General features: G+C 60.2%; 15 protein-coding genes and 2 pseudogenes. 13 read left to right on the top strand and 4 right to left on the bottom strand.

The features are described 5' to 3' along the window. Window positions 1–16 precede the first annotated feature (16 nt). The 6 genes from HV753_RS00290 to HV753_RS31340 are packed head-to-tail and all read left to right on the top strand — an operon-like array spanning window position 17 to window position 3,807. Window positions 17–2,269, top strand: coding sequence for a glycosyl hydrolase family 28-related protein (locus tag HV753_RS00290; RefSeq protein WP_175172428.1), 2,253 nt, complete (start codon window positions 17–19; stop codon window positions 2,267–2,269). Continuing rightward, window positions 2,266–2,607 (top strand): hypothetical protein, encoded by a 342-nt coding sequence (locus HV753_RS00295; RefSeq protein ID WP_175172429.1) that lies wholly within the window; start codon window positions 2,266–2,268, stop codon window positions 2,605–2,607. The genes HV753_RS00290 and HV753_RS00295 overlap by 4 nt, the downstream gene beginning before the upstream one ends. Further along, window positions 2,604–2,822, top strand: a complete 219-nt coding sequence (locus HV753_RS00300; protein WP_175172430.1) for a DUF7940 domain-containing protein — start codon at window positions 2,604–2,606, stop codon at window positions 2,820–2,822. The genes HV753_RS00295 and HV753_RS00300 overlap by 4 nt, the downstream gene beginning before the upstream one ends. Next, the gene (locus HV753_RS00305) at window positions 2,806–3,309 is read left to right on the top strand and encodes a lysozyme (protein WP_175172431.1); all 504 of its coding nucleotides are present in this window, start codon (window positions 2,806–2,808) and stop codon (window positions 3,307–3,309) included. Before HV753_RS00300 ends, HV753_RS00305 begins: the two co-directional genes overlap by 17 nt. Continuing rightward, a complete protein-coding gene (locus HV753_RS00310) occupies window positions 3,306–3,698 on the top strand; it encodes a hypothetical protein (RefSeq protein WP_175172432.1) in 393 nt (130 codons plus the stop codon). Before HV753_RS00305 ends, HV753_RS00310 begins: the two co-directional genes overlap by 4 nt. After that, a complete protein-coding gene (locus tag HV753_RS31340) occupies window positions 3,652–3,807 on the top strand; it encodes a hypothetical protein (RefSeq protein WP_425485878.1) in 156 nt (51 codons plus the stop codon). The genes HV753_RS00310 and HV753_RS31340 overlap by 47 nt, the downstream gene beginning before the upstream one ends. 35 nt (window positions 3,808–3,842) lie before the next feature. On the opposite strand, the gene HV753_RS00315 is transcribed toward HV753_RS31340, so the two are convergent. Together HV753_RS00315 and HV753_RS00320 are read right to left on the bottom strand one after the other, a co-directional pair. Then, window positions 3,843–4,109, bottom strand: a complete 267-nt coding sequence (locus tag HV753_RS00315; RefSeq protein ID WP_175172433.1) for a hypothetical protein — start codon at window positions 4,107–4,109, stop codon at window positions 3,843–3,845. 48 nt (window positions 4,110–4,157) lie between these two features. After that, window positions 4,158–5,300, bottom strand: coding sequence for a glycosyltransferase family 61 protein (locus HV753_RS00320; protein WP_175172434.1), 1,143 nt, complete (start codon window positions 5,298–5,300; stop codon window positions 4,158–4,160). Window positions 5,301–5,920: 620 nt separating this feature from the next. Here HV753_RS00320 and guaB point away from each other — a divergent pair. Next, on the top strand, window positions 5,921–7,381 hold the full coding sequence (gene guaB, locus HV753_RS00325; RefSeq protein WP_175172435.1) for an IMP dehydrogenase: 1,461 nt from the start codon (window positions 5,921–5,923) through the stop codon (window positions 7,379–7,381). Between the two features lie 186 nt (window positions 7,382–7,567). Further along, a complete protein-coding gene (gene guaA, locus HV753_RS00330) occupies window positions 7,568–9,160 on the top strand; it encodes a glutamine-hydrolyzing GMP synthase (RefSeq protein WP_175172436.1) in 1,593 nt (530 codons plus the stop codon). A 482-nt stretch (window positions 9,161–9,642) separates the two neighbouring features. Here the strand turns inward: guaA and HV753_RS00335 are convergent, their stop codons facing one another. Continuing rightward, complete coding sequence (locus HV753_RS00335; protein ID WP_217481421.1) at window positions 9,643–13,995, bottom strand: NACHT domain-containing protein; 4,353 nt, start codon at window positions 13,993–13,995, stop codon at window positions 9,643–9,645. 348 nt (window positions 13,996–14,343) lie between these two features. Between HV753_RS00335 and HV753_RS31175 the strand changes: the two are divergent. From HV753_RS31175 to HV753_RS31180, 3 genes and pseudogenes are all read left to right on the top strand, one after another. Continuing rightward, window positions 14,344–15,080 (top strand): annotated as a pseudogene (locus HV753_RS31175) (transposase family protein); the annotation flags it as partial. 180 nt (window positions 15,081–15,260) lie between these two features. Further along, window positions 15,261–17,408, top strand: coding sequence for a hypothetical protein (locus HV753_RS00340; protein WP_175172437.1), 2,148 nt, complete (start codon window positions 15,261–15,263; stop codon window positions 17,406–17,408). Window positions 17,409–17,639: 231 nt separating this feature from the next. Continuing rightward, a pseudogene (locus HV753_RS31180) lies at window positions 17,640–17,723 on the top strand (DUF3363 domain-containing protein); the annotation flags it as partial. Window positions 17,724–17,751: 28 nt separating this feature from the next. Here the strand turns inward: HV753_RS31180 and HV753_RS00345 are convergent. After that, window positions 17,752–18,651, bottom strand: a complete 900-nt coding sequence (locus tag HV753_RS00345; protein ID WP_175172438.1) for a LysR family transcriptional regulator — start codon at window positions 18,649–18,651, stop codon at window positions 17,752–17,754. Between the two features lie 190 nt (window positions 18,652–18,841). Here HV753_RS00345 and HV753_RS00350 point away from each other — a divergent pair, with 190 nt between their 5' ends. Then, complete coding sequence (locus HV753_RS00350; protein ID WP_175172439.1) at window positions 18,842–20,377, top strand: MFS transporter; 1,536 nt, start codon at window positions 18,842–18,844, stop codon at window positions 20,375–20,377. Window positions 20,378–20,719: 342 nt separating this feature from the next. Next, the gene (locus tag HV753_RS00355; protein ID WP_175172440.1) at window positions 20,720–21,703 is read left to right on the top strand and encodes a Bug family tripartite tricarboxylate transporter substrate binding protein; all 984 of its coding nucleotides are present in this window, start codon (window positions 20,720–20,722) and stop codon (window positions 21,701–21,703) included. The last annotated feature ends 11 nt before the right edge of the window (window positions 21,704–21,714 follow it).

Consider the following 21,714-nt stretch of genomic DNA (forward strand, 5'->3'; position numbering starts at 1 on the left):
CCGCGAGGACGCGCCAATGACTATCAGTTCGACCACCCGCAAGGCGGGGCCGTTCTTCGGCAACGATGCAACGATCGACTTCCCGTTCACCTTTAAGGTGTTCAAGAAGCAAGACCTTAGTGTCACCTTGACCGATCTAAACGGCGCCGACTCGGCGCCTTTGATCCTTGATTCGGCCTACACGGTCACCCTCAACGCCAACCAGGATAGCAATCCTGGTGGAACCGTGCGCTATCCCCGTGCGGGCCTCCCATTGCCCACCGGCTACCGACTGACAATCACCGGGGGACTGGCGAACACGCAACCCACCGACATCCAGAACAGCGGGGGCTTCTACCCGCAGGTTGTCGAGGATATGGGTGATCGCAGCACCATTCAGATTCAGCAGCTTCAGGAGCAGGTCGATCGATCGTTGAAGTTCTCGGTGTCCGACACCGGTGCCGGCGCAGTACTACCGCCGGCGGATATTCGTGCAAACAAGATACTGGCCTTTGATGGTGACGGTAAGCCGTCCGTGCTTGTGCCGGTGAGCGGCAGCGCCGCGGACGTGCTAATCCAGCTCGCTGGTGGCGGCGGGTCGTCGCTTGTGGGTTTCCGGCAGGTCGGTGTCGGCGCAGTCGCGCGGACGGTTCAAGACCGGCTACGCGATAGCATCAACGTTCGCGACTTTGGAGCGAAAGGCGATGCTGTCACGGACGACCGTACAGCCATCATCGCGGCAGACGTTGTAGCCACGATGCTCGGCAAGTCCCTTGAGTTTCCCGATGGCGTTTATCGGTCTTCCAACGGAATCGACAAAACAGCGAAGTGGCGAGGGGTTGGGGCGCCCGTTATTGGCGTTTTTCCGGTCGTGGACGATAAGCGATTCCTGCGGCCGGGGCAGAAGAGCCTCATTCCGGGTACCAGTCTTCTTTTCACGGGCACCGGTACCCTGACAAAGACGACGCCGCGGGCAGACATGTTTTCCAGCTTCACGTATTGCGTGCGTGATGTGGACCGTGGAAGTTCGATGGAAGGCATGGCGATCATCTTGGACTGTGATGTCTATGACGCCGGTGGCAACCTGACACTGCCGGCTAACGACAACCGCGCCAGCTACGATGTGGGCCGGTTTATCGATGACGCTTCGCAATGCTATTCCCGCGACGTGGCCGTCTTCGGGTACTTCGCCAAGGCGGGCACAGTGGTCTACAGCCAAATCGGCAATGACGACCCGGATTACAACATCTTTGATGAATGCTCGACCATGGGCATGTACGGACTGGCACTCATCGGGGGTGACACGGCGACGCCGATTCCGAATGGGTTGTCGGGCACGCAGGGGTACGGGTTCGATATCTGGTCGATGGACCACCACAGCCGCGCGCCGGACAACGCCGCGGCGCAGTACGCGGGCGCCGACGCTTGGCGTTGCCTGTACATCGACGTCAATACGACGGTGTCGACCAAGGGGAACGGCCATGCGTTCTACGGAGGCTGCATTCGCACCTACGCAGACCACCCGCTGGGCCTGGACCACTGCAACAACGTCCGGTTCTATGGCACGGTGTTTGAGGAAACGAGCTGGGGCGTGACGGGTTCGACCACCACCACGCACCTTGCCACCGTCAGCACCACCGACGTCTCCTTCATCGATACCCGGCATTCCAAGGATTCGCTGTTCCATGCGGGGTTCGCCGGCGCTATGACGGGCCAGTTGATCGCCATCGGTAGCCCGCTGAATGCGTCGGCCGGCATGGTGGTGTCCGTGCGGGACCCGGCGAACAACGGGCAATTCAACTGGACGCGGGTAAGCGCCGACGGCATCAGCGGCGATCCGTATATTCAGTTGGGCACGGGCTCGGTAGCATCCGCGACCACCGGGTGGTCGATGCGCCGCGACATTGACGCAAGCAACATTTTTGACCTTCGCTACAACGCTGCCAGCGTGGCGCAACTGTCCACGGCTGGCCTGTGGGTCCCCGAAGTTGGGAACGCCAAGAAGATTCGGCACCAGCGCGCACCGTCTGTTATTGCTTCTGGCTCCATCGCATTCACGCGAACTTGGGCAATTGTCACAACCGGGACCGGAAGCGGTGGCACGCTCCAGACGATTACCGGGGGGACGCAAGGCGACGAGATCATCATTACGGCCGGCCTGACCGCTGAACCGATCACCGTCGACACCGCGGCGGGAAACATCCGTATCGGTGCGAATACCGTTGTCTCCGGGTTCGTGAACCTTTGCCTTGTTTACAACGGTAGCTTCTGGGTGAGGAAGAGTGGATGAGCGCGGCGCCGAATGATTTGCAGGCGCTTCAGTCGCAAATCCAGCAGTGGCGGCAGGAAGAGCGTTTGGATACCGCTGCGAATCATGCCGAGAGCAAGAACGAAATGGAAGCACTGCGCCGGGAAATGCTGGCCTTGTCGTCAGCTGTCAAGACGGCATTCCCGGGCGGAGACTTTGACGGGCACCGCCGCTATCACGAACTGCTGATCGCGCGGGAAGAGCAGCGCCAGCAGATCCGCCGCGAGGTGATCACGCATCTGCTCAAGGGCAGTACATGGGCGATGCTGCTTGGCCTGTTCTGGATGGTGATCAAGCATGGTAAGGACTACCTGAAATGAACATGATCCAAGACTGGCGCCGCAAGTTTCCCCGCCTCTGGAGCGTGCGCCTGGCGCTGCTGGCCGCGCTGCTGTCCGCCATCGAGGTTTGCATGAATCTATGGCTGACCGGCAAGCCGCCGCTGATCGTGATCGGTGCCGGTCTTTTCTCTCTATGCGCGGCGATCGCGCGCGTTATCTCCCAGCCGAGGCTGAACAATGAAGACCGGAACTAAGCGCACCCTCCAGGGGACTGTAGGGGCGGGGGCCGCGGCGATTCTGCTGTCCATCGTCCCGAAGTTCGAAGGAGTGATCTTGCGTGGCTACAAGGACCCAATCGGTATCGTGACGGCCTGCGCCGGGCATACCAAGACGGCGGTGCTGGGCAGGCCCTACACGCCCGAAGAGTGCACCGTGCTGCTGGATCAGGATCTGGTCGAGCATGCGCAAGGGGTGCTGGCCTGCACGCCCGGGCTCGCTGGGCACACTAACCAGACGGCCGCCGCCGTGAGCTTCGCCTATAACGTCGGGGTGGGTGCGTATTGCCGATCGATGACCGCGCGCCGGTTCAACGCTGGGCAGTGGGCTGGCGCGTGCAAGGCCATGAACCAGGCCGACAGCGGCAAACCGCAATGGGTATGGGCTGACGGCAAGATGCTGCCCGGCCTGGTGACACGCCGTGCCGCCGAGCGGGCGCTGTGTGAAACGGACATGCCGAAATGAACCCGTTACTGCGCGCCGCGCTGCCGTACCTGGCCGGTGCTGCTCTGGTGGTGGGCGCGGGCCTGGCGGTTGGCTGGTACGGGCATAGCCAACGGGCCGCTGGCCGCGCTGAATGCCAGCTGGGCCACCGCATCGCCGGCCTGGAGGAATTCAAAACGGAGGCTGAGCGCCTGACGGGCCTGTCGCAGAACCTGGCCGACACTGCCGACAAGCTCGCCAACGCAGAGCCCAAGGTCATCGAGAGGTATACCCGTGAAATCGTTCAGCGCCCTTTGCCTGCTGACTGCGTGCGCGACCCTGGCCGGGTGCGCGCAACCAACGAAGCCATCGACGCGGCCAACACTGCCCGTCAATCTAAGCGCGTCGTGCCCGCCGGTCCCGCGCGTTGATTCGTCGTCCTGGGATGATCTGGCGCAGGCGCATATGGCGCTGGCCTTCCAGTACGCGGAATGCGCCGCCCGGCACCAGGCCGTGGTCGACGCTTGGGCCAAGCCCTAGACCATCCCCGCGCGCTGTTCCTGTCAAGCTAGACGTTATGCTTGCCCGGCCGAGCTCTTGCGGATAAGCGTCGTACTTTTCAGGATTGCTTTTGCCGCTGAATCTAGCAAGCTGGCCGCCTCTTCCATAGAGCCGGCCGTCGATGAGACATTAGGAACATTAGCCACTTGGTTCGGCACATGCTCGATTTTGACAAGCGCGAATTCAACCAGATCACACGCATGATCGAATTCATGAGAATCCATTTGTTTGCCGCGAGCCGCAAGATACTCGTAGACGATATTCGATGACGTCCGTTGCATAATTATTCCGAGATCAGTTAGTTAGAGATGTGGTGCTCACGGACCAATTCATAGGAATTTGTCCAGGAAGGTCAAGAACTCGGTGCGATCTAATGCCACGTCGCCGAACTTGTCACCAGGTTGGGCATACTTCAAGTCCATGGGCTCGACGTAGTAGACGCCGTGCTGACCGCCTAGGTGCTGGGCAGTTCGGAAATAGCTCACGCGATTCAAATTGGTGTGCATGATCTCCACAATCTTGCACCCGGGCTTGGCATAAATGGCGTTGGCAATACCCATGCCGTGCTGGCCCACCACTACTTCGGCTTCGCTGAAATAGTTGGCTTGTTCTAGCTTGCTCATCGATCCAGGATCAATGACATCGAAACCGCGCTTTACGAAATCCGCTTGAACGTACCGCTCATTTATCAGGCGCCGCATTCCGGCGCGCTCGCGGGAGACGAAGATCCGCTTCGGCCGCTTGGTGTTCACCTTGGCGTCTCGGGCGGCCTTCTTTACCCTTTCGCCCGTTGCGGGGTAGAAAGACGAAGGCGTGTGCAAGTGGCCGAAGCTAAAGAACGAGGGGATGTATACCTCGCTGAACTTCATCCATTGCCGCTCGACCTGCACGATATTCTTGGCAGGGATGCCGAAGGCTACGAGCATTTCAAAAATGCTTGTTCCGTTTAGGTTCGGCACGATGAACTTGAGATTTTTGAAATCCAAGCCGATCTGTTCCAGGGCGACCAACGAAGGCAGCGACTCACGCAACAGGTGATCGATGTTGTAGAAGGTGTAAAGCCATACACAAGGGCCCGAGAACTCGAGAGGCTCGACGCTCGATTCATCGAACTCTATGACGTCGTCTTGCTCCCATCCGAATACGCGTTGCTTGACGTACGCTTCCTTGGACAGGTTGTTCAGGAAGTTGTAGGCGTAGTTCTCGCCGAAAAAGATTGGCCAGTAGCGGCTGATGCCCTCGGGCCGCGGCCCGATGAGGCAATCCTTAATCTTCGTTGTGTAACAAATCGGCGATACGAAATTCTTCGTGAAAATATCGGACAGTCGTTTCTCGTCGCTATCGACTCTGTCATTTTGCGTGACTGTTTCGATAGGGAACTCTAGGGACTTGTGGTGCTGGTGCAAAAAGAACTCACAGGAATCGTGAGTCTCTTTAGTCAGCAGGCGTAGGTCAAATGGGCGGTATTGCACGCTGCCTATCTTCCGGTTGAAGTGCCTATGGCCGAGCGCGCAATATGCGCGGCACTCCGTAACGCCATAAGACAGAATCTAGGCATTCTACGACAAAGCTGACGTGTTTCTTAATAACAACTGACCTAGCGCTTAACGATTGCTTATTTGAAGCTGAATATCGTCAACTTTTGGTGGCATCTTCCTGCGGCCCGCGCTCCTTTGATAGCTTGATCTCGTCGTCCGCGCCAATTTCCCGTAGCCATGCGCCGCAACCCTCGTCCGGGAAGGTGGCCGCTATCGTGTGCTCTGGATCCCGGCGGCAGTACGGCCTGCGTCCCTGGTCAGTTGTTTCACCGTGCCAGTGGGTACAGGTCCAGCACCCGCCGAGATTTGTGGGCATGGGCTTGAAGTAGGACATAACTGTATAAATATACAGCATGGTGTCCGGGCTGCGCGCGGGCGCTTGGGGGACTTTTGGGGGACTTCTGTAGTCAGTACGGTACAAAACAGTGCAAAATGGGTAATGAGCGCCTGCCGTAAGTTGTTGATAAATAACGAACTACAAAAAATTCCTAGGGTCAACACCTAGGCAAATCATGTGGGCGGCGTATAATCTTGCTTTGCGCCCGGAGTTACCCATGCGTCTCGTTCAAAAAGCGCTCACCTTCGACGATGTGTTGTTGGTGCCTGCGTATTCCGAGGTGTTGCCGCGCGACACCTCCCTGGCCACGCGCCTGACTCGCAATATCAGCCTGAATATCCCCCTTGTGTCCGCCGCCATGGACACCGTCACCGAATCGCGTCTGGCCATCGCCATGGCGCAAGAGGGCGGCATCGGGATCATTCACAAGAATTTGACCGCCGACCAGCAAGCCCGTGAAGTGGCTCGCGTGAAGCGCCACGAATTCGGCATCGTGATCGATCCGGTCACCGTCACCCCCCAAATGAAAGTGCGCGACGCCGTTGCGTTGCAGCGCCAGCATGGCATCTCGGGCCTGCCGGTCGTTGAAGGCCGCAAACTGGTCGGCATCGTCACCAATCGCGATCTGCGTTTTGAAGAAAACCTGGATCAGCCCCTGCGCAACATCATGACGCCGCAGGAACGCCTGGTCACGATGAAGGAAGGCACCACGCTCGACGAAGCGCAGGCGCTGATGCACAAGCACCGTCTGGAACGTGTGCTGATCGTGAACGACGCCTTTGAACTGCGTGGCTTGGCCACCGTCAAGGACATCGTCAAGAACACCGAACATCCGATGGCCAGCAAGGATGCCCAAGGCCAGTTGCGCGTTGGCGCAGCGGTCGGCGTGGGCGCCGGCACCGAAGAGCGCGTGGAAAAGCTGGTTGCGGCTGGCGTTGACGTCCTGATCGTCGACACCGCCCACGGCCACTCCAAGGGCGTGCTGGAAGGTGTGCGCTGGGTCAAGCAGAACTACCCCAAGGTTGAAGTCATCGGCGGCAACATCGCCACCGCCGCCGCTGCGCGCGCGCTGGTCGAGTACGGCGCCGACGGCGTCAAGGTCGGTATCGGCCCCGGCTCGATCTGCACCACCCGCATCGTGGCCGGTGTGGGCGTACCGCAAATCCATGCCATCTCCGAAGTCGCCAAGGCGCTGGAAGGCACGGGCGTGCCGCTCATCGCCGACGGCGGCATCCGCTACTCGGGCGACGTCGCCAAGGCGCTGGCCGCCGGCGCGTTCTCGTGCATGATGGGCGGCATGTTCGCCGGCACGGAAGAAGCGCCGGGCGAAGTCGTGCTGTTCCAAGGCCGTTCGTACAAGTCGTACCGCGGCATGGGCAGTCTGGGCGCCATGACGGACGGCTCGGCCGACCGCTACTTCCAGGACTCGTCGAACAACGCCGACAAGCTGGTCCCGGAAGGCATCGAAGGCCGCGTCCCCTACAAGGGCAGTGTGCTGGCCATCATTTACCAACTGGTCGGCGGCATCCGCGCCTCGATGGGCTACTGCGGCGCCGCCACCATTGACGACATGCGCACCAAGGCCGAATTCGTGGAGATCACCTCCGCGGGCGTGCGCGAGTCCCACGTACACGACGTGCAGATCACCAAGGAAGCGCCCAACTACCGCGCCGACTGATCCAGTACAGTCAACCTCCATGCCACGCATTACGCACCGGCAGAATCGCGAAATCAGTGCGCGGTTCTGCCGGTGCGGTTTTGTCGACGGGCCGCCCCGAGACAAAACAGCCCCCTCGGGGGGCAGCAAGCCCGCGTAGCGGGTGCGGCGTGGGGGCATTTTTTATTTTCAACGGGTAGAGTTCTCATGCACCAGCGCATCCTCATTCTTGACTACGGTTCGCAAGTCACCCAGCTGATCGCCCGCCGCGTGCGCGAAGCCGGCGTCTATTCTGAAGTTCACCCGGGCGACGTCGACGACGCCTTCGTGCGTGACCAGATGGCGCAAGGCTTGAAGGGCATCATCCTGTCCGGCAGCCACGCCTCGGCCTACGAAGAAGGCTCCATGCGCGTGCCGCACGCCGTGTTCGAGCTGGGCGTGCCTGTCCTGGGCATCTGCTACGGCATGCAGTCCATGGCGCAGCAACTGGGCGGCGTGGTCAGCTTCTCGGACCATCGCGAATTCGGCTACGCCGAAGTCCGCGCCCACGGCCACACCAAGCTGCTGGACGGCCTGGCTGACTTCACCACGCCTGAAGGCCACGGCATGCTGAAGGTCTGGATGAGCCACGGCGACAAGGTCACCGAGCTGCCCCCCGGCTTCAAGCTGATGGCATCCACCCCGTCGTGTCCGATCGCCGGCATGGCCGACGAAGACCGCCGTTTCTACGCTGTCCAGTTCCACCCTGAAGTCACGCACACCGTTCAAGGCAAGGCCATGCTGGCCCGCTTCGTGAACGAGATCTGCGAATGCCAGGGCGACTGGAACATGCCCGACTACGTCGCCGAAGCCGTTGCCCGCATCCGCGAGCAAGTGGGTACCGACGAAGTCATCCTGGGCCTGTCCGGCGGCGTGGACTCGTCCGTTGCCGCTGCGCTGATCCACAAGGCCATCGGCGACCAGCTCACCTGCGTGTTCGTCGACCACGGCCTCTTGCGCCTGGACGAAGGCAAGCAGGTCATGCAGACCTTCGCCGAAAACATGGGCGTGAAGATCATTCACGTCGATGCCACCGCGCAATTCATGGGCAAGCTGGCCGGCGTCGCCGACCCGGAAGCCAAGCGCAAGATCATCGGCCGCGAATTCGTCGAAGTGTTCCAGGACCAAGCCGGCAAGCAGCAAAGCGCCAAGTGGCTGGCCCAGGGCACGATCTACCCCGACGTCATCGAATCCGCTGGCGCCAAGACGGGCAAGGCCACCTCCATCAAGTCGCACCACAACGTGGGCGGCTTGCCGGACACGCTGAACCTGCAACTGCTGGAACCCCTGCGCGAACTGTTCAAGGACGAAGTCCGCGAACTGGGCGTGGCCTTGGGCCTGCCCCCGCAGATGGTCTACCGCCACCCGTTCCCCGGCCCCGGCCTGGGCGTGCGGATCCTGGGCGAAGTGAAGCATGAATATGCCGAACTGCTGCGCCGAGCGGACGCGATCTTCATTGAAGAATTGCGGAACACCAAGGATGAAGCCAGTGGCCTGACTTGGTACGAGCTGACGTCGCAAGCGTTTGCGGTTTTCCTGCCGGTCAAGTCGGTGGGCGTGATGGGTGACGGGCGTACTTATGAGTACGTCGTGGCCTTGCGTGCCGTGCAGACGTTTGACTTCATGACGGCCGATTGGGCACCGCTGCCGCACCCGTTGCTGGCTCGGGTTTCTTCGCGGATTATTAATGAAGTGCGCGGGATCAACCGCGTGGTTTATGACGTGTCGAGCAAGCCGCCGGCGACGATTGAGTGGGAGTGATCCTGCGGGTCGATTAAGGTAAATGAAAAGGGCGCTTCGGCGCTCTTTTCATTTGGCGTCGTGTCGATTGTGCGGTTTGAGACACGAGCTACTATTCGAGCCTGGTTTGGTGGCCGATGTGCTGTGCTCGCAGGTGGGATATATGTAGTCTGACACTGCAGGCTGACCCCGTTCCGTTCCTGCGTCGGGGCTGGTGATTATCTGCACCCAGGGCGCTATGACCGTGATCAACCATCAGTAACGCCACGCGGAATCGCATAATCGACGCGGCGGTGGCGCAAATTCGGAAAGACAGTTCCACTCGAAGAACGTTGAGCTCTTCAAGCTGATGCGGGAGACAAGGTTGTCATCCGACCTTCAGGGGCGACTGGGCGACAGTACGAAAGACGGTATTCGCATCGGTGAGGCTGCTACTAGCGGCATCCGGATCCTGCGAGGCGCCGCGCCGAGCCATCGGGATAGCGATCACGTGTTCTAGCCGTTTAGCCGTCCGCTGTGGCGCCCGGGTCTGGCTGCATGATCGGCCAAGGCTTGCCGGACGCTAAATCGGGGTGACGCGGCTCTGCTTCCGGCATTCCGCATTCGTCCCAAATCCAGTCGATTTGACGCAGCAATCGCGCTGCGGCGTCAGCGGGACCGCCATCCGTAGTCATACTAAGCAGCCTTTTGCGCAAGCTGTCGGCAGGAACCGGAATAACGTTATACGCGCCTGCCCAATCGCTGGCGGGCTCATGCTCTGTAACAAGCCGCTCAATGGTCCGCCAACTCACAAAGGTCATTTTCAGTGTCGGCTCGAGTTTTATAAGTAACAGCACGCCGTCCTCGTCGGGAGCTTCTGCGACTGCGCGGGCTAGAATCGGGAGCCCTGGGACGGGTGGGCTGTCCAGTAGGTTATACACATGGGAGCGCAAATCCGGGTGAGTCGCGATCAGACCTGCGAGCTCCGGTGCCAGATGCCGGGCGTCACTTGTTTGGTCCAAGACCCCGCTCGCCGTTAAGTTAACGATCTGACGAGCCGAAGATGGCGTGCCGAACTGCACAGCTGTCGTGCGCCACCGCTTGTTCAAGTAGAAGCGTGGATCTTCCTCCGCGAGACGGAACAAGACCTCTTCGGTTTCACCCGAGGGACTATGGGCAAGTGCTCCGACCATTTCCTCCAAGAAGCGCGGCTCGCGTTGCGCGGGCGGCATATCGCGCACGATAGCGAGGGCCTCAATTGGACGGTTCACGAATGGAAGCAGGCGCAGCCAATGCGTCAATTCGTAACCATCGCTCTGAGTCAATATCCATGGCTCGGTTTTCGCCGCCTCGAGGGTTTCTGAGATCCCGCCGGCGACGATCTTGATGTCGAGCTCCTCGCCAGAGAGCACGAGGCTCAGGAGAAGATCCGAACGCGCGCGCCTCGGCGCAAGGGCAATGAGCTTCTGGATCGTGTTGTTACGCTGACCGTGAGGGAGCCGTGATGCGACAATGCCGAGCCCGACCGCGAGCCTATTCTGTTCATCCGTGGCGCCATCCACAATGAGGGACTCGATCGCCGCGAAGATCGTTTCAGCTTCTGCCGACGTTGCGTCGGGATCGGCGGCTCGTGCCGCGCGCTTTCCTTCGACGACCGAGAAGTCCAAGCCGAACAGAAAACGCTTATCTTTCGCCGGCTCGTTTGCAGTCCGCCATTGGTCGGCGAGCACCTGCGCAGCGAGTTCGCCGAAATGTTCGTCCTTCAGGTATTCCTGCATCATGGCGGCGGTCGCCGGCGATTTAATTGCCAGGAACGCTCGCTGATACTCGTGCGTCATGGGCTGGCGAGCTCCGTTCGAAGCGTCGCCTTGGCGCCAGCCAGCAGCCTTTGCCTCCTCGCGGAGGGCGCGGAAGCGCCGCAGATTGTCGTCCAGTAGCTGTTTCAAGACAGGCAACAGGTCCGCGGACGGAGCGTGGCTAGCAAGAGTCCCTATTCTGGCCTTTTGCCGGCGCGTCGCGTCGCCCGAAGCAAGCATTCTGCTGCCCCAGTCTTCGACGAGACCCTGTATGGCAGCGAGCGCCGCAGCGTCGAATGGCCTACCGTGTTCGGTATCGCCATCTGGATATCGCGAGAGAAGCTCGGCCAACCGTGTCATCTCCTCGTTGTTCGCCTGCGCCGAGCGCGCAAGCACGGCGGCAACGAGACTCGTGCCCGGCACGTGCGTGATGCGGTTTTGTAGCCCGAAGTAAATCTCTCTGGCAGCTTGGTCGAACTTGCCACCGACGCGCACCCGCGCTCCTGTGTCGAGGAATTTGTCAACCATGCGGCCCACGGCGATCGGCCCGAGCACCGACGCGGCAGCATCTGCGCGGCCATCATGGCTGCCGGAGTGGGAAAGCGCCAATTCGAGGAGGAGACCTTCTTCCAGAGCATATCCGGCGGACGCCAGAATGTCGTCCGCGCCATAGAACAGAGTGCGGCTAGCACGTATGCGTGCCAGTAAGCCTTCCGCGACTGCGCTCAAATAGCGGTGGCGCGCTTCATAGATCAATTGCACCTTCGCATCCTGGCGCTGTTCGATCTTCATCGTGCTGATGATCTCCGTCAGCTCGGCGGATCGGTCCTCGCTGCCCTGAGCGTACACGATCGCGCGCAAGCGATCATCGTCCGACGTGCCATCTGCCGCCTGCCGCTTGCGCGCCGCAAGGACGCCTTTCTTGACCTGTTCATCGTCCACTTCGTCGATCGGGCCTTTGCGGACAATCAGGTCGAATGTCTTGTCGCTCGCGCTCTGCAGCACTGCTGCCATGTGGCGGTCCGCGCGCCGAAACAAGAGCGCGTCGACGACGGATGCCTGTACCCCAGGATCGGGATCATTCTTCGCAATGGAGCTGGCGAGATCGAGGCCGTCCATCCCGCTGTGCGAGGCCATTTCGCTCAGCAGCACTGTCCGGACATGTGGCGACAGGACCCTGATTTTCATCTCAGCGTCTTTTCCGAGGATCGAGGGTCTAAAACGCCTGCAATTGCGTAACGCTTTGAGGCTGATCTGCTCGTTTTCGTCGGTAACGAGCGGCCAGACCACATCGAGGAATTCAGAGCGACCCGACGTGAGCATGAAGCGGACGGCGCGATCAACTTTTCCGGGTGCGTGCCAGCGTGCCACGAGTCCTTGAATGGCCGCGATCTGCGACCACACCTCTGCCGTGGAGCGGAAGATCATCTCGGCGGCCAGGATCGGATCGACCTCAAATGCGGCGACGATCGCCTTGCCACACGCGGCCTGCTGGTGTTCATCGCCGCGCGCTAAACGCTCGACTGCAAAGAGGATGGGCTCCTCCCATGCGGGGAGATTGAAGATATCGGCCTTCAACCTCTCGCGCCCTTTGGGATCGTCGACTTCGGCAATGATCCGGCGCTCGACCGAATGAGAAGCGTACCACTCCTGAAACTGCTGATGCTGAAATGAATAGCCCGGTGTGTCGCCCGCGCGCATCAGCATGTGGTTGTCTACAAGCACATTGAGTACAGCGTCGGGCTGCGCCTTGATCGTGATCTGTCCGTCCTCGGCCAGTATGTTCGCCGTCTCAGAAATCGATCGCCGTGCGTCTTTATCGGCGATGGTGCTGGCCGTTCGGGTGGCGAAGACGGCGAGGCCGTCGAGGTAATCCTGCTGAAATCCTTGCGCGACCGCGTATAGGGCTTCCGCGTGGCTAGCCTCTTCCTCATGCGCGGCCACGAAGTGCCGTAGCACTTCCTCCTTGGTCGTCGGGAATGGCGCGTTTTCCGGAAGCGAGAGCAGGGTGGTGAGATAGAGGGGGATTGTCACGAGCTCTCGTACGCCGGCGGTCCGCCATGCCTGATCGACGATCTTGGCGCCTGCGTCACCGCGCATCGCGACTGCGATCTGCATTTGCTGTCCTTCGTTGAGGGGCAGCAAATCGACGCGAGTTCCATCGAAAGGAACGTCGAGCGCTTGTCGGCGCGTCGAGATGATCAGGCCGAGTTTTGGCAATTCAGCCTTGAGGGTTGCGACTTGCACGCGTGCGCGAGTCCGCGCTTGTATGTCGAGTTCGTTCCATCCGTCGAGAAGCAGCACAATGCCGGACTGCGCAGCGGCGGCGCGGAAGTCGTCTTCCGTGATCCCACGGAACGCTGGGCGTTTGAGAATAGAGCCCAGAATCGTTTCGTCTTCCGTAGCCCAATCGCCGAGCGGCACAACGAGAGGCATCCCCTTGCCGTTCGCTAGTAGTACACCTTCGGCGATCTGAAAGAGTGTGGTGGTTTTTCCCATTCCGGGCGGTGCGACAAGAATCAGATCGTCCAGCGACGTGACCGCGCCAGCAAGCGCGCTTGTCGTCGCGGGCTGGTCGAAACCCTCCACCTCCAGCGTGAGCACGACCGACGTGGACGGCCATTTTGCGGTTTTCCGGAAGACATTGAGATCAGCTTCAGCGGCGATGCGAATGCGCTCCGCCAATTGCGGGTTGGTGGTATCCGCTTGCCCGGCCGCCGCTTCGTTACGTAGCACTCGTCGCCACGATTCGTTTTCCGCTTGCTTCTTCCACTCGCGCAGCCGCCCGACGGTGAATTCCGGATCGGTGGAATCGATCGCCTTACCGTGATCGCGGCACATCCAGATGCCGTTCTTTACAGAAGAGCGCTCCTCTGGCGACATCGTTTCATCATAGCGAGGGCCACCAGGAGCCGCCGCGCAAATGTGGGCCGCCGTGCCGATGTTGATTTCGCCTTCGTCGTCAGACGTTGCTCCAACCGTTGGCTTGTGGCAGGTTGGAAACGAGCACAGCCAGCCCGCACGCTTCGCGATCTGCAGCACCGTACCCTTTTTGAAGTCGTCTCGATTTCTCTTTGCCACCAGAAAGACACTCGATTTTCGGCCTACCAATCAGACCGGCTGCGCCGGAGGTTACATAGTTTAACCGCCCTCTATGCTGCAAAGCTTGCCCTTGTGCCATGTCTGCGCTGGGCCTGCGTCCGTGGCCAAAGTTAGTGCTATTTTTGGGAATTCTCGTATATCAACACAATGCAAGCGCTATAGGTTATTGATTTATAAGAAGTGTTTTGAATGTTGGGGCGTTGGGAGTTGGAGCGACAACAAAATAAAAAAGCACCAAAACCCACCGACCGGCTCATACTTTTTTTATTAGGTATGACCCGTCTTGGAATTGGTTGACACCTTTTTGAGACAAAAAAGGAGAGTCAATTGGAATCAGTGATCAAGCGAATGCAGCGGGACTACAGCCTGGCTTTTAAACTGTCAATGATCGAGCAGGTGTGAAAAGGCGAACTGACGTACAAGGAGGCGCAGCGGCACTAAGGGATTCAAGGTCGATCGACGGTGCTGATGTGGCTGCGCAAGCATGGTCGCCCGGGGCTGAGTGGCTGGAGCCTGCCGACGGTCAGAGGGGGGGACATGGATCGTCAAGGCAAGGTGCTTACGCCTGAGCAGCGGATCAAGGAGCTGTAGGTACAGCTCATGGGAGCACGCGCGAAGGCGCAGTTGTTCGAGGCCGTTGTCAACGTGCTGGAGTAGGACTACGGGGTGCGTGTCGCAAAAGGAGCCTTTGGGCAAGTCCTCACGCAAAAGCTCGTCCAAGGGTTGAGCGTGGCAAGGGCTTGCCGTCATATGGGCCACAGCCGCCAGGCGTATTACAAGAGCAGGCATAGAGAGCGCGAGCGCCAGCAGCAGACATGCCAGGTGGTATGAATGGTCACCGCACTGCGGGTACGTCAGCCGAGGTTGGGTACGCGCGAGCTGCACACGTGCTGGGCCAGCCGCTGCGGGAGGCGGGGATCAAAGCCGGGCGCGAAGCGCTGTTCGACATCCTGCGCAGCGCCCGCCCGCTGGTGCGGCCGCGCCGGGCGTATAACAAGACCACAGACAGCCATCACCGCTGCCTGCGCCACCCGAACCTGCTCAAAGCAGGCGAAGGCCAAATTGGCGACGCACACCGAGCTCCTGGCCAATTTAGCGGCGGCAAGTGCGGAGACGAGTTGTGGACGACGGCGCGCCGAGCGGAAGACGGTCAGATTTGGCCGGCTAAGTCGGGTTCGTACAATGGGGTAGACTGCCCACTGCCAAAGAGGCTTAGACTAGGACGTAGCGATACGGAGGCATGAGTGTCCGGGGCCAATCAACACCACCTTCCGCAGATGTTGCAGCGCGGCTTTCAGGCCAAAGGCGTACGAAACCATACTTGGGTATTCAAAGTTGGTGGCTCTCCAGCGTTGGAACGGATCGACAGCATTGGTGCCGACGAATTCTTCTATTCGGAGCCATCCGCCAACGGGGAAGACACGCTCGATGACCGGATCACTACCTATGAGAGCGAGCGCCTCGGCGTGTTGCTTCACAATCTGAAGAAGGCAGCTGCAGCGCCTTCCCCGCAGGAAGCCGCCGAGATCGTCGCGCATTTTGCGGTTCGTTCTGGGCATTTTCGGAGGGTCATGACTGGGGGTGTGACGGCGTTGGGCCAGGGCGCGGCCGCTCTTTTGGCGGAGCCGGGGGTAATGTTTCGCTTCATTGGTTTCGACCAAGAGAAGCCAACAGAGCAGTTCACCAATGTTGCCCAGGATATATGGGACGATCATCCTCAATTGGAGGAAATCGGCATCCCGAAAGCTGTAATTACTCGTATGATGTTCGCCTTAGGCAGGGAGTCATTCGGGGCAAACTCGCTGCAGGTGGCTGCGTCCCTTAAGGCCTTGGGTGATCACGTGGCGGCACAGGCGGGGCATGTGGTCCGAAACGCCCACAACAAAGCGCTTGCCGAAGATTTTCTGGGCGGAGCTAGGAAGAAGGTACTAGAAACTTTCGTTTGGGATCTAACAGATGTTCCTCAGCCCGGCGTAATTCTTCCGGATTGCGGTGTGATAGCTATCACCTCTACTGGCGAGCCACTGCCTCTGATGCTGGCAGACCCAGACAAGTTGGTGGGTGTGGTCGCCCCGATTTCATCCCGGCGGCTGCTGTTGGGACGGACGCATAGCGAGAATCCATTCGATATGGAGGCCATTAACCGGCAACTCGCAGCGTGTAGTGACGAGTTCTTCATTGCGGCATCGGACGCGCGGGAATTCGTCGCCCTTTTGGACCTGATCAGTAGACGATCCCGCGTCGTGATCGACGAGGCGCTGGTTGATGCCTTCAAGGACTATGAGCCGGCCCCTTCCAGGGAGGCTAGTGAACTGCAGCCCCCTAAGGAAGTTTCCTCGATCCAAACTAAGCAGGAGAACTTTGGTGGCTTCGGCTATCAAATAACCTTTTCCGGCTGTGGAGACGAGGAGTCAATCCAGCCGGTTTCCACGAAAGTCCAATATCTCGTCAGCACTCTCAGTTCGTTGATTCCGCTTTCCCGGTTAGACGGAATTACATTCGCGGCAGACTACCCGGCTGCGCTTATGGAACTTGACCGAGGTATACCGGGTATCAGACCGCCAACCACCGTTCCACCAAGTGAGGGTGTGGGCATTGCGCAAGCACCCCTTGTGATGCGTGGCGGTATCGTCAAAGCACGCGTTATCGCTCAGGCCTCGGTCGGGCTTGGCCTAGTGAGTCAGGATGCCGAGCAAATTACTTCTGCAGTTTATACCCTCGCACACCAGTTGGCTCTCGTTGCCATGGTGCACTACACAGACTCGGCTCTGCCGGGCACATTGCTTCAACCCGTCACTGGCGCTTTGAATCAATTGCTCTACGGTGCCGTTAGCGCTGCGCCGGACAGCTATTTTGCGGGGCGTTTTTCCGCTCCCTATGCTCCGGACTATACGACCCAAATCTATCGGGAACTGGTGCTTGAGGCGCATCGACGCTTGCAGGAGGCCATTCCATCCCAGCGCTTAGCTTATCGGTTCCACGGCGACATGGGCCGCTTGCTCGAAGCTATCTTGCCGTTGGTGAGATCGTTCTTACATCATGCCGCCACCATGGCTGGGCATTGCGCAGGTCTTGATCCACCGCTTGCTGTGGCCGGAACCGAGTGGGCACAGGAATTGGAACGCGGGGGGCTCGGGGCCTGGCTCGTTACTTTTCAGAACGATCTGGAAAAATTTGCCGGCCGCGTTGGAGAATGGCAGTCGTTCAATGAGTTTTACGATTTCACCAAGCACGCAGAACGGATTCTCTGGCAGTTCCAAATCATCCCTTGGGAAAAGGAGAATGGTGAGGTCTACGTGACTATTCCGTTGGCAGTGGATGCTCATGCACTCCAGCTTATCGAGGCTACGACGGCGAAAGATGCTAAACCCCAAAGCGATTTGCCAGATTAGCATCGAGATAAGGTATTCCCGGCCGTTACGGTATCAATGACGGGTTGAGACTGACTCATCCTCCGGAAAGTCTTGTTTTATGCGGGTTTACGCCGCTTGTTGACAATTGAGTGGGAGTGATCCCGCGGGTCCGTTGAGGTAAACGAAAAGGGCGCTTTGGCGCTCTTTTCATTTGGCAGCCGATGTCCCGCGCTCTCATGTGCGATAAATGTAGCCTGACACGTGTGGTGCTCGCTGGTGCCGTGGCGGCCGGTGATCGAACCGCGTCTGGGGCAGCAGGTCGCCGCGACGGTGCGTGGCGACGGCGTGTCGTGAGAGATCAGGCGGCAACGCGGTCTTTCAATTATCTGACCGATCCCACCGGAAACAGATGTTCAGCCATGAAATCAACGAACGCCCGGACTCTGGGCAACAGTTGCCGATTGGACGGCCACAATAGCCAAAAGGTGCTGGACGAACCGGCCCATTCGTCTAGCACCGTCACCAGTTCTCCGCGATCCAGGGCCGGCCTGACCGAGAAGTCCGGCAGGTAGGCAATGCCGTGGCCCTGGATCGCCATATGCCGCAGGGTCTCAAGGTGATTGCTCGTCATGCTTGGCGCGGGGCGCATGTCGGCGTCCTCGTCACCACGCAGCAGGCTCCATTTTTCCAGCAGGCCGGTGCTTGGGATGCGATGCAGCAGGCAAGCGTGCCGGGCGATGTCCTCGGGCCGTTCAGGCGTGCCATGCCGCTCAAAATAGTCTGGTGCGCCCACGCAGACAAAGCGGCTGACCCCCAGGCGCTTGCTCATCAGGCGGGAATCGCTCAAGTCTCCGGTGCGCACTACCGCATCGAAACCTTCGTCCACGACGTCCACCAGCCGATCGCTGAAATCCAGGTCGAGTTCGATCTGCGGATAGTGGTTGGCAAAGGCCGACAACACCGGCCACATCAATCCGCTGACCAGCGGCAGGCTCACCCTTAGTCGGCCTTGCGGGCTTGCCGTCGTGCTGGCCAGTTCATTCTCGGCCGCCGCGATCTCGGCAAGGATACGCTGGCAACGGTCGAGAAACAGCGCGCCTTCCGCTGTGAGGCTCACGCTGCGGGTACTGCGCTGGAACAGGCGCACGCCCAGCTTCTGCTCCAGCCGCGCCACGCCCTTGCTGACCGCCGACGCGGATATACCCAACCGCTGTCCCGCTGCCGCGAAGCTGCGCAATTCAGCCACCTGCACAAAGATCGTCATGCCGCTGTGGCTATCCATCTCACCCTCCAATTGATGACCAATCAGTCATGTTAGTCATGATAGTTGGCCTATTTTTCCATGAATAGTTCCTTCGTATCATCAGTCATTCAATAGGGCCGTCGCGGCATTGCCGCTACAGCCCTGAATCCGATGGCGAGTCACTCTCAGCGGAAGCCGGGAGCGACTCGCCATCTTTAAGGGATACCCGATGAGTACCACCACCACCGCATCTGCGTCGGACGCGAGGGATCATAAGACCCCGCTGATCGTGACAGGCTGCCTGACCGCTGCGGTCATTCCGTTGAGCATCGCCGGCCCCGCCGTCGTCGTACCCTCGATCAACCAGGCGCTTGGCGGCAGCGCGGTCGAGCTGACCTGGATCATCAACGCCTACATCCTGACCTACGGCAGTGCGACACTGGCCGCAGGCAGCCTGGCCGACACCTATGGGCGCAAGCGGGTCTGGCTGTCGGGCATGCTGTTGTTCGCCTTGATAACAGCGGCGATTCCCTTCATGCCGTCCGTGCTCTGGATCGACATCTTGCGACTCATCCAGGGACTGGGCGCGGCAGCTGCCTTTGCGGGCGCGATGGCTGCGCTGACGCAGGAGTTCGACGGGCACGCCCGCACGCGCGTATTCAGCCTGATCGGTACGACTTTTGGCGCTGGGGCGGCATTCGGCCCATTCCTGGCCGGACTGCTCATTGACACGCTGGGATGGCAATGGGTGTTCTTTCTACCGGCGCTGGTCGCCTTGCTGGCATCCGCACTCATTGCAGCATTTGCCTGCGAGACACGCGATCCCGACGCCACGAGACTGGACTGGCCCGGCGCCATCAGCTTCACCACCGGTCTGGCCGTGCTGACCTACGGCATCATCCTTGCCCCCGAGCGGGGCTGGAGCCATGCCTGGGTATTGGCTTGCCTGGCGAGCGCCGCCATGTTGCTGGCCGCCTTTGTCGTCATCGAACGGCGGCAGGCCAAGCCCATGCTCGACCTGTCTCTGTTCGCCAATGCCCGGTTCGTCGGAGTGCAGGTGCTGGCGATTGCGCCAGCCTATGCGTACATCGTGCTGTTGGTCATGCTGCCAGCCCGATTCATCGGGGTCGAAGGGTACAGCGCACTGGCTGCCGGGCAGATGATGATTGCATTGTCCGCGCCGTTGCTAGTGGTGCCCTTCATTGCCGGCCTGCTGGCGCGCTGGATCAACGTTGGCGTGCTGTCTGGCATTGGCCTCGCCATTGCGGCAGCCGGACTTGCCTGGTTGGGTTTGACGCTTTCCGGCGATGCGCAAAGTGCGCGTTTGCTGGCGATGCTGGTGATTGGCATCGGCATCGGCCTGCCTTGGGGGTTGATGGATGGTTTGGCCGTGAGCGTTGTTCCCAAGGAACGGGCGGGCATGGCCGCCGGAATCTTCAATGCGGTACGCCTGGCCGGCGACGGAATGGCCATCGCCGTTGTGGGGGCCATGATGTCCGCCAACATTCTTTCTGGACTGGTGGCTTCAGTGCCGAATGGCACATCAGGGCAAGTGGCGAATGCCGACCTGGTCGAAGCATCGAGCCGGTTGGCGATGAGCGATCTACAGAATGCCCTGGTGCATTTGCCGACGGCTGGACGGTCGCTGCTATTGCAAGCATACGAAGGCGCATTCCGTTTTCAGCTTCTTGTCCTGGCGGGTGCTGCGGCAGCGACGGCGATCCTGGTGCTTGTGCTGTTGGGCAGGGTAAGACGGCATGACTGATCGCAATGGAGAACAGGGTGTCAAACTGCATTTGCGCCGATGCCAGCGCATAAATGCAGTCTGACACGATGGTGCTGGCGGTAGACCTTGCAATAAGAACGGGAGGCTCGAATTCGAGCCTCCCGTTTTTTTGTTCGGACTAAAGCGCTCTCGCCAAGCCGCACTCGCTCATCACCAGCAAACTAGGGTTATCCGGGATTCTTTATGCTTAAAGTTTTGTGAAGAATGAGCGGCAGATGCAGGGCTGCCGCCGCGATGAGGCATCAAGGCGGTTCACCGGGGGTGCGGCACCTGACGCACCGTACGCAGGATCGCGCGGTGGCGCCCTACAAGGAGAATCGCATGCTGCTGCGTAGACATTGCCTGGCCATGATGATGCTGGCGCTGACTGGCTGGGCGACGGGCAGCCATGCGCAAACGCCGTCTCAGGCCTGGCCCGTCAAGCCGGTGCGCCTGGTTGTGGGGCTGGCCCCTGGCGGGCTGGTCGACATGCTGGCGCGCACGGTGCAGCCGCATTTGGCCGAGGCCTTGAAGCAGACCGTTATCGTGGAGAATCGGGGCGGCGCGGGCGGCAACGTGGCGGGGGCCGAGGTCGTGCGAAACGGCGGAGACAACCATACCTTCTTGCTCAATCCCTCGACGACGGAGTCGGTCAACCCGCTGATGTTCGCCAGCATGCCGTTCGATCCGCAGCGGGACCTGCGGCCGGTCGCCTTGTTGGCCAACAGCCAGTTGTTCCTGTTCGTCCGGTCCTCGCTGGGCGTCGATACGCTCGAAGCGTTCGTCGAATACGCGCGCAAACAGTCCAATCCGCTCAACTACGGGTCGGCCGGCAACGGCACGACGCCGCATCTGGCTGGCGAGCTGCTCAAGCAGGCTACCGGCATGCAGGCGACCCATGCGCCGTATCGCGGCGTGGCGCCGGCGATACAAGACCTGGCCGCGGGCCAGATCGACTTTGCGTTTGGACCGGCCACGGTCTTTCCCATGGTGCAAGCGGGCAAGCTGAAGGTGCTGGCGGTGGCGAGCCGCCAACGGGCTGCCGTGGCGCCCGACATACGAACCTTTTCCGAGGCGGGCATTGACGGCGTTTTCGCGGACAGCCTGTTTGGCGTGTATGCCGCCGCCGGCACCCGCGATGATGTGGTCGATCGCATGAACGGCGAAATCAACAAGGTGCTGGCACGGCCGGAGATCAAAGCGCGGTTCCTGGATGCCGGCGCCGAGGCGCTACCTCTGAGCGCGGCCGACTATGCCGCGCGGGTGCAGGACGAGAAGAAATTGTTCGCGCCGTTGATGAAGTCGTTGGGGTTGAAGGAACAGTAGATAGAACAACG

The organism is Achromobacter pestifer, assembly GCF_902859625.1.
In the GTDB taxonomy this organism is placed as follows: Bacteria; Pseudomonadota; Gammaproteobacteria; order Burkholderiales; family Burkholderiaceae_B; genus Achromobacter; species Achromobacter pestifer.

Bases quoted from the DNA above. Each gene is read 5' to 3' on its own strand.
- HV753_RS00290 (WP_175172428.1), top strand. From the start codon at position 17: ATGACTATCAGTTCGACCACCCGCAAGGCGGGGCCGTTCTTCGGCAAC.
- HV753_RS00295 (WP_175172429.1), top strand. From the start codon at position 2,266: ATGAGCGCGGCGCCGAATGATTTGCAGGCGCTTCAGTCGCAAATCCAG.
- HV753_RS00300 (WP_175172430.1), top strand. From the start codon at position 2,604: ATGAACATGATCCAAGACTGGCGCCGCAAGTTTCCCCGCCTCTGGAGC.
- HV753_RS00305 (WP_175172431.1), top strand. From the start codon at position 2,806: ATGAAGACCGGAACTAAGCGCACCCTCCAGGGGACTGTAGGGGCGGGG.
- HV753_RS00310 (WP_175172432.1), top strand. From the start codon at position 3,306: ATGAACCCGTTACTGCGCGCCGCGCTGCCGTACCTGGCCGGTGCTGCT.
- HV753_RS00315 (WP_175172433.1), bottom strand. From the start codon at position 4,109: ATGCAACGGACGTCATCGAATATCGTCTACGAGTATCTTGCGGCTCGC.
- guaB (WP_175172435.1), top strand. From the start codon at position 5,921: ATGCGTCTCGTTCAAAAAGCGCTCACCTTCGACGATGTGTTGTTGGTG.
- guaA (WP_175172436.1), top strand. From the start codon at position 7,568: ATGCACCAGCGCATCCTCATTCTTGACTACGGTTCGCAAGTCACCCAG.
- HV753_RS00345 (WP_175172438.1), bottom strand. From the start codon at position 18,651: ATGGATAGCCACAGCGGCATGACGATCTTTGTGCAGGTGGCTGAATTG.
- HV753_RS00350 (WP_175172439.1), top strand. From the start codon at position 18,842: ATGAGTACCACCACCACCGCATCTGCGTCGGACGCGAGGGATCATAAG.
- HV753_RS00355 (WP_175172440.1), top strand. From the start codon at position 20,720: ATGCTGCTGCGTAGACATTGCCTGGCCATGATGATGCTGGCGCTGACT.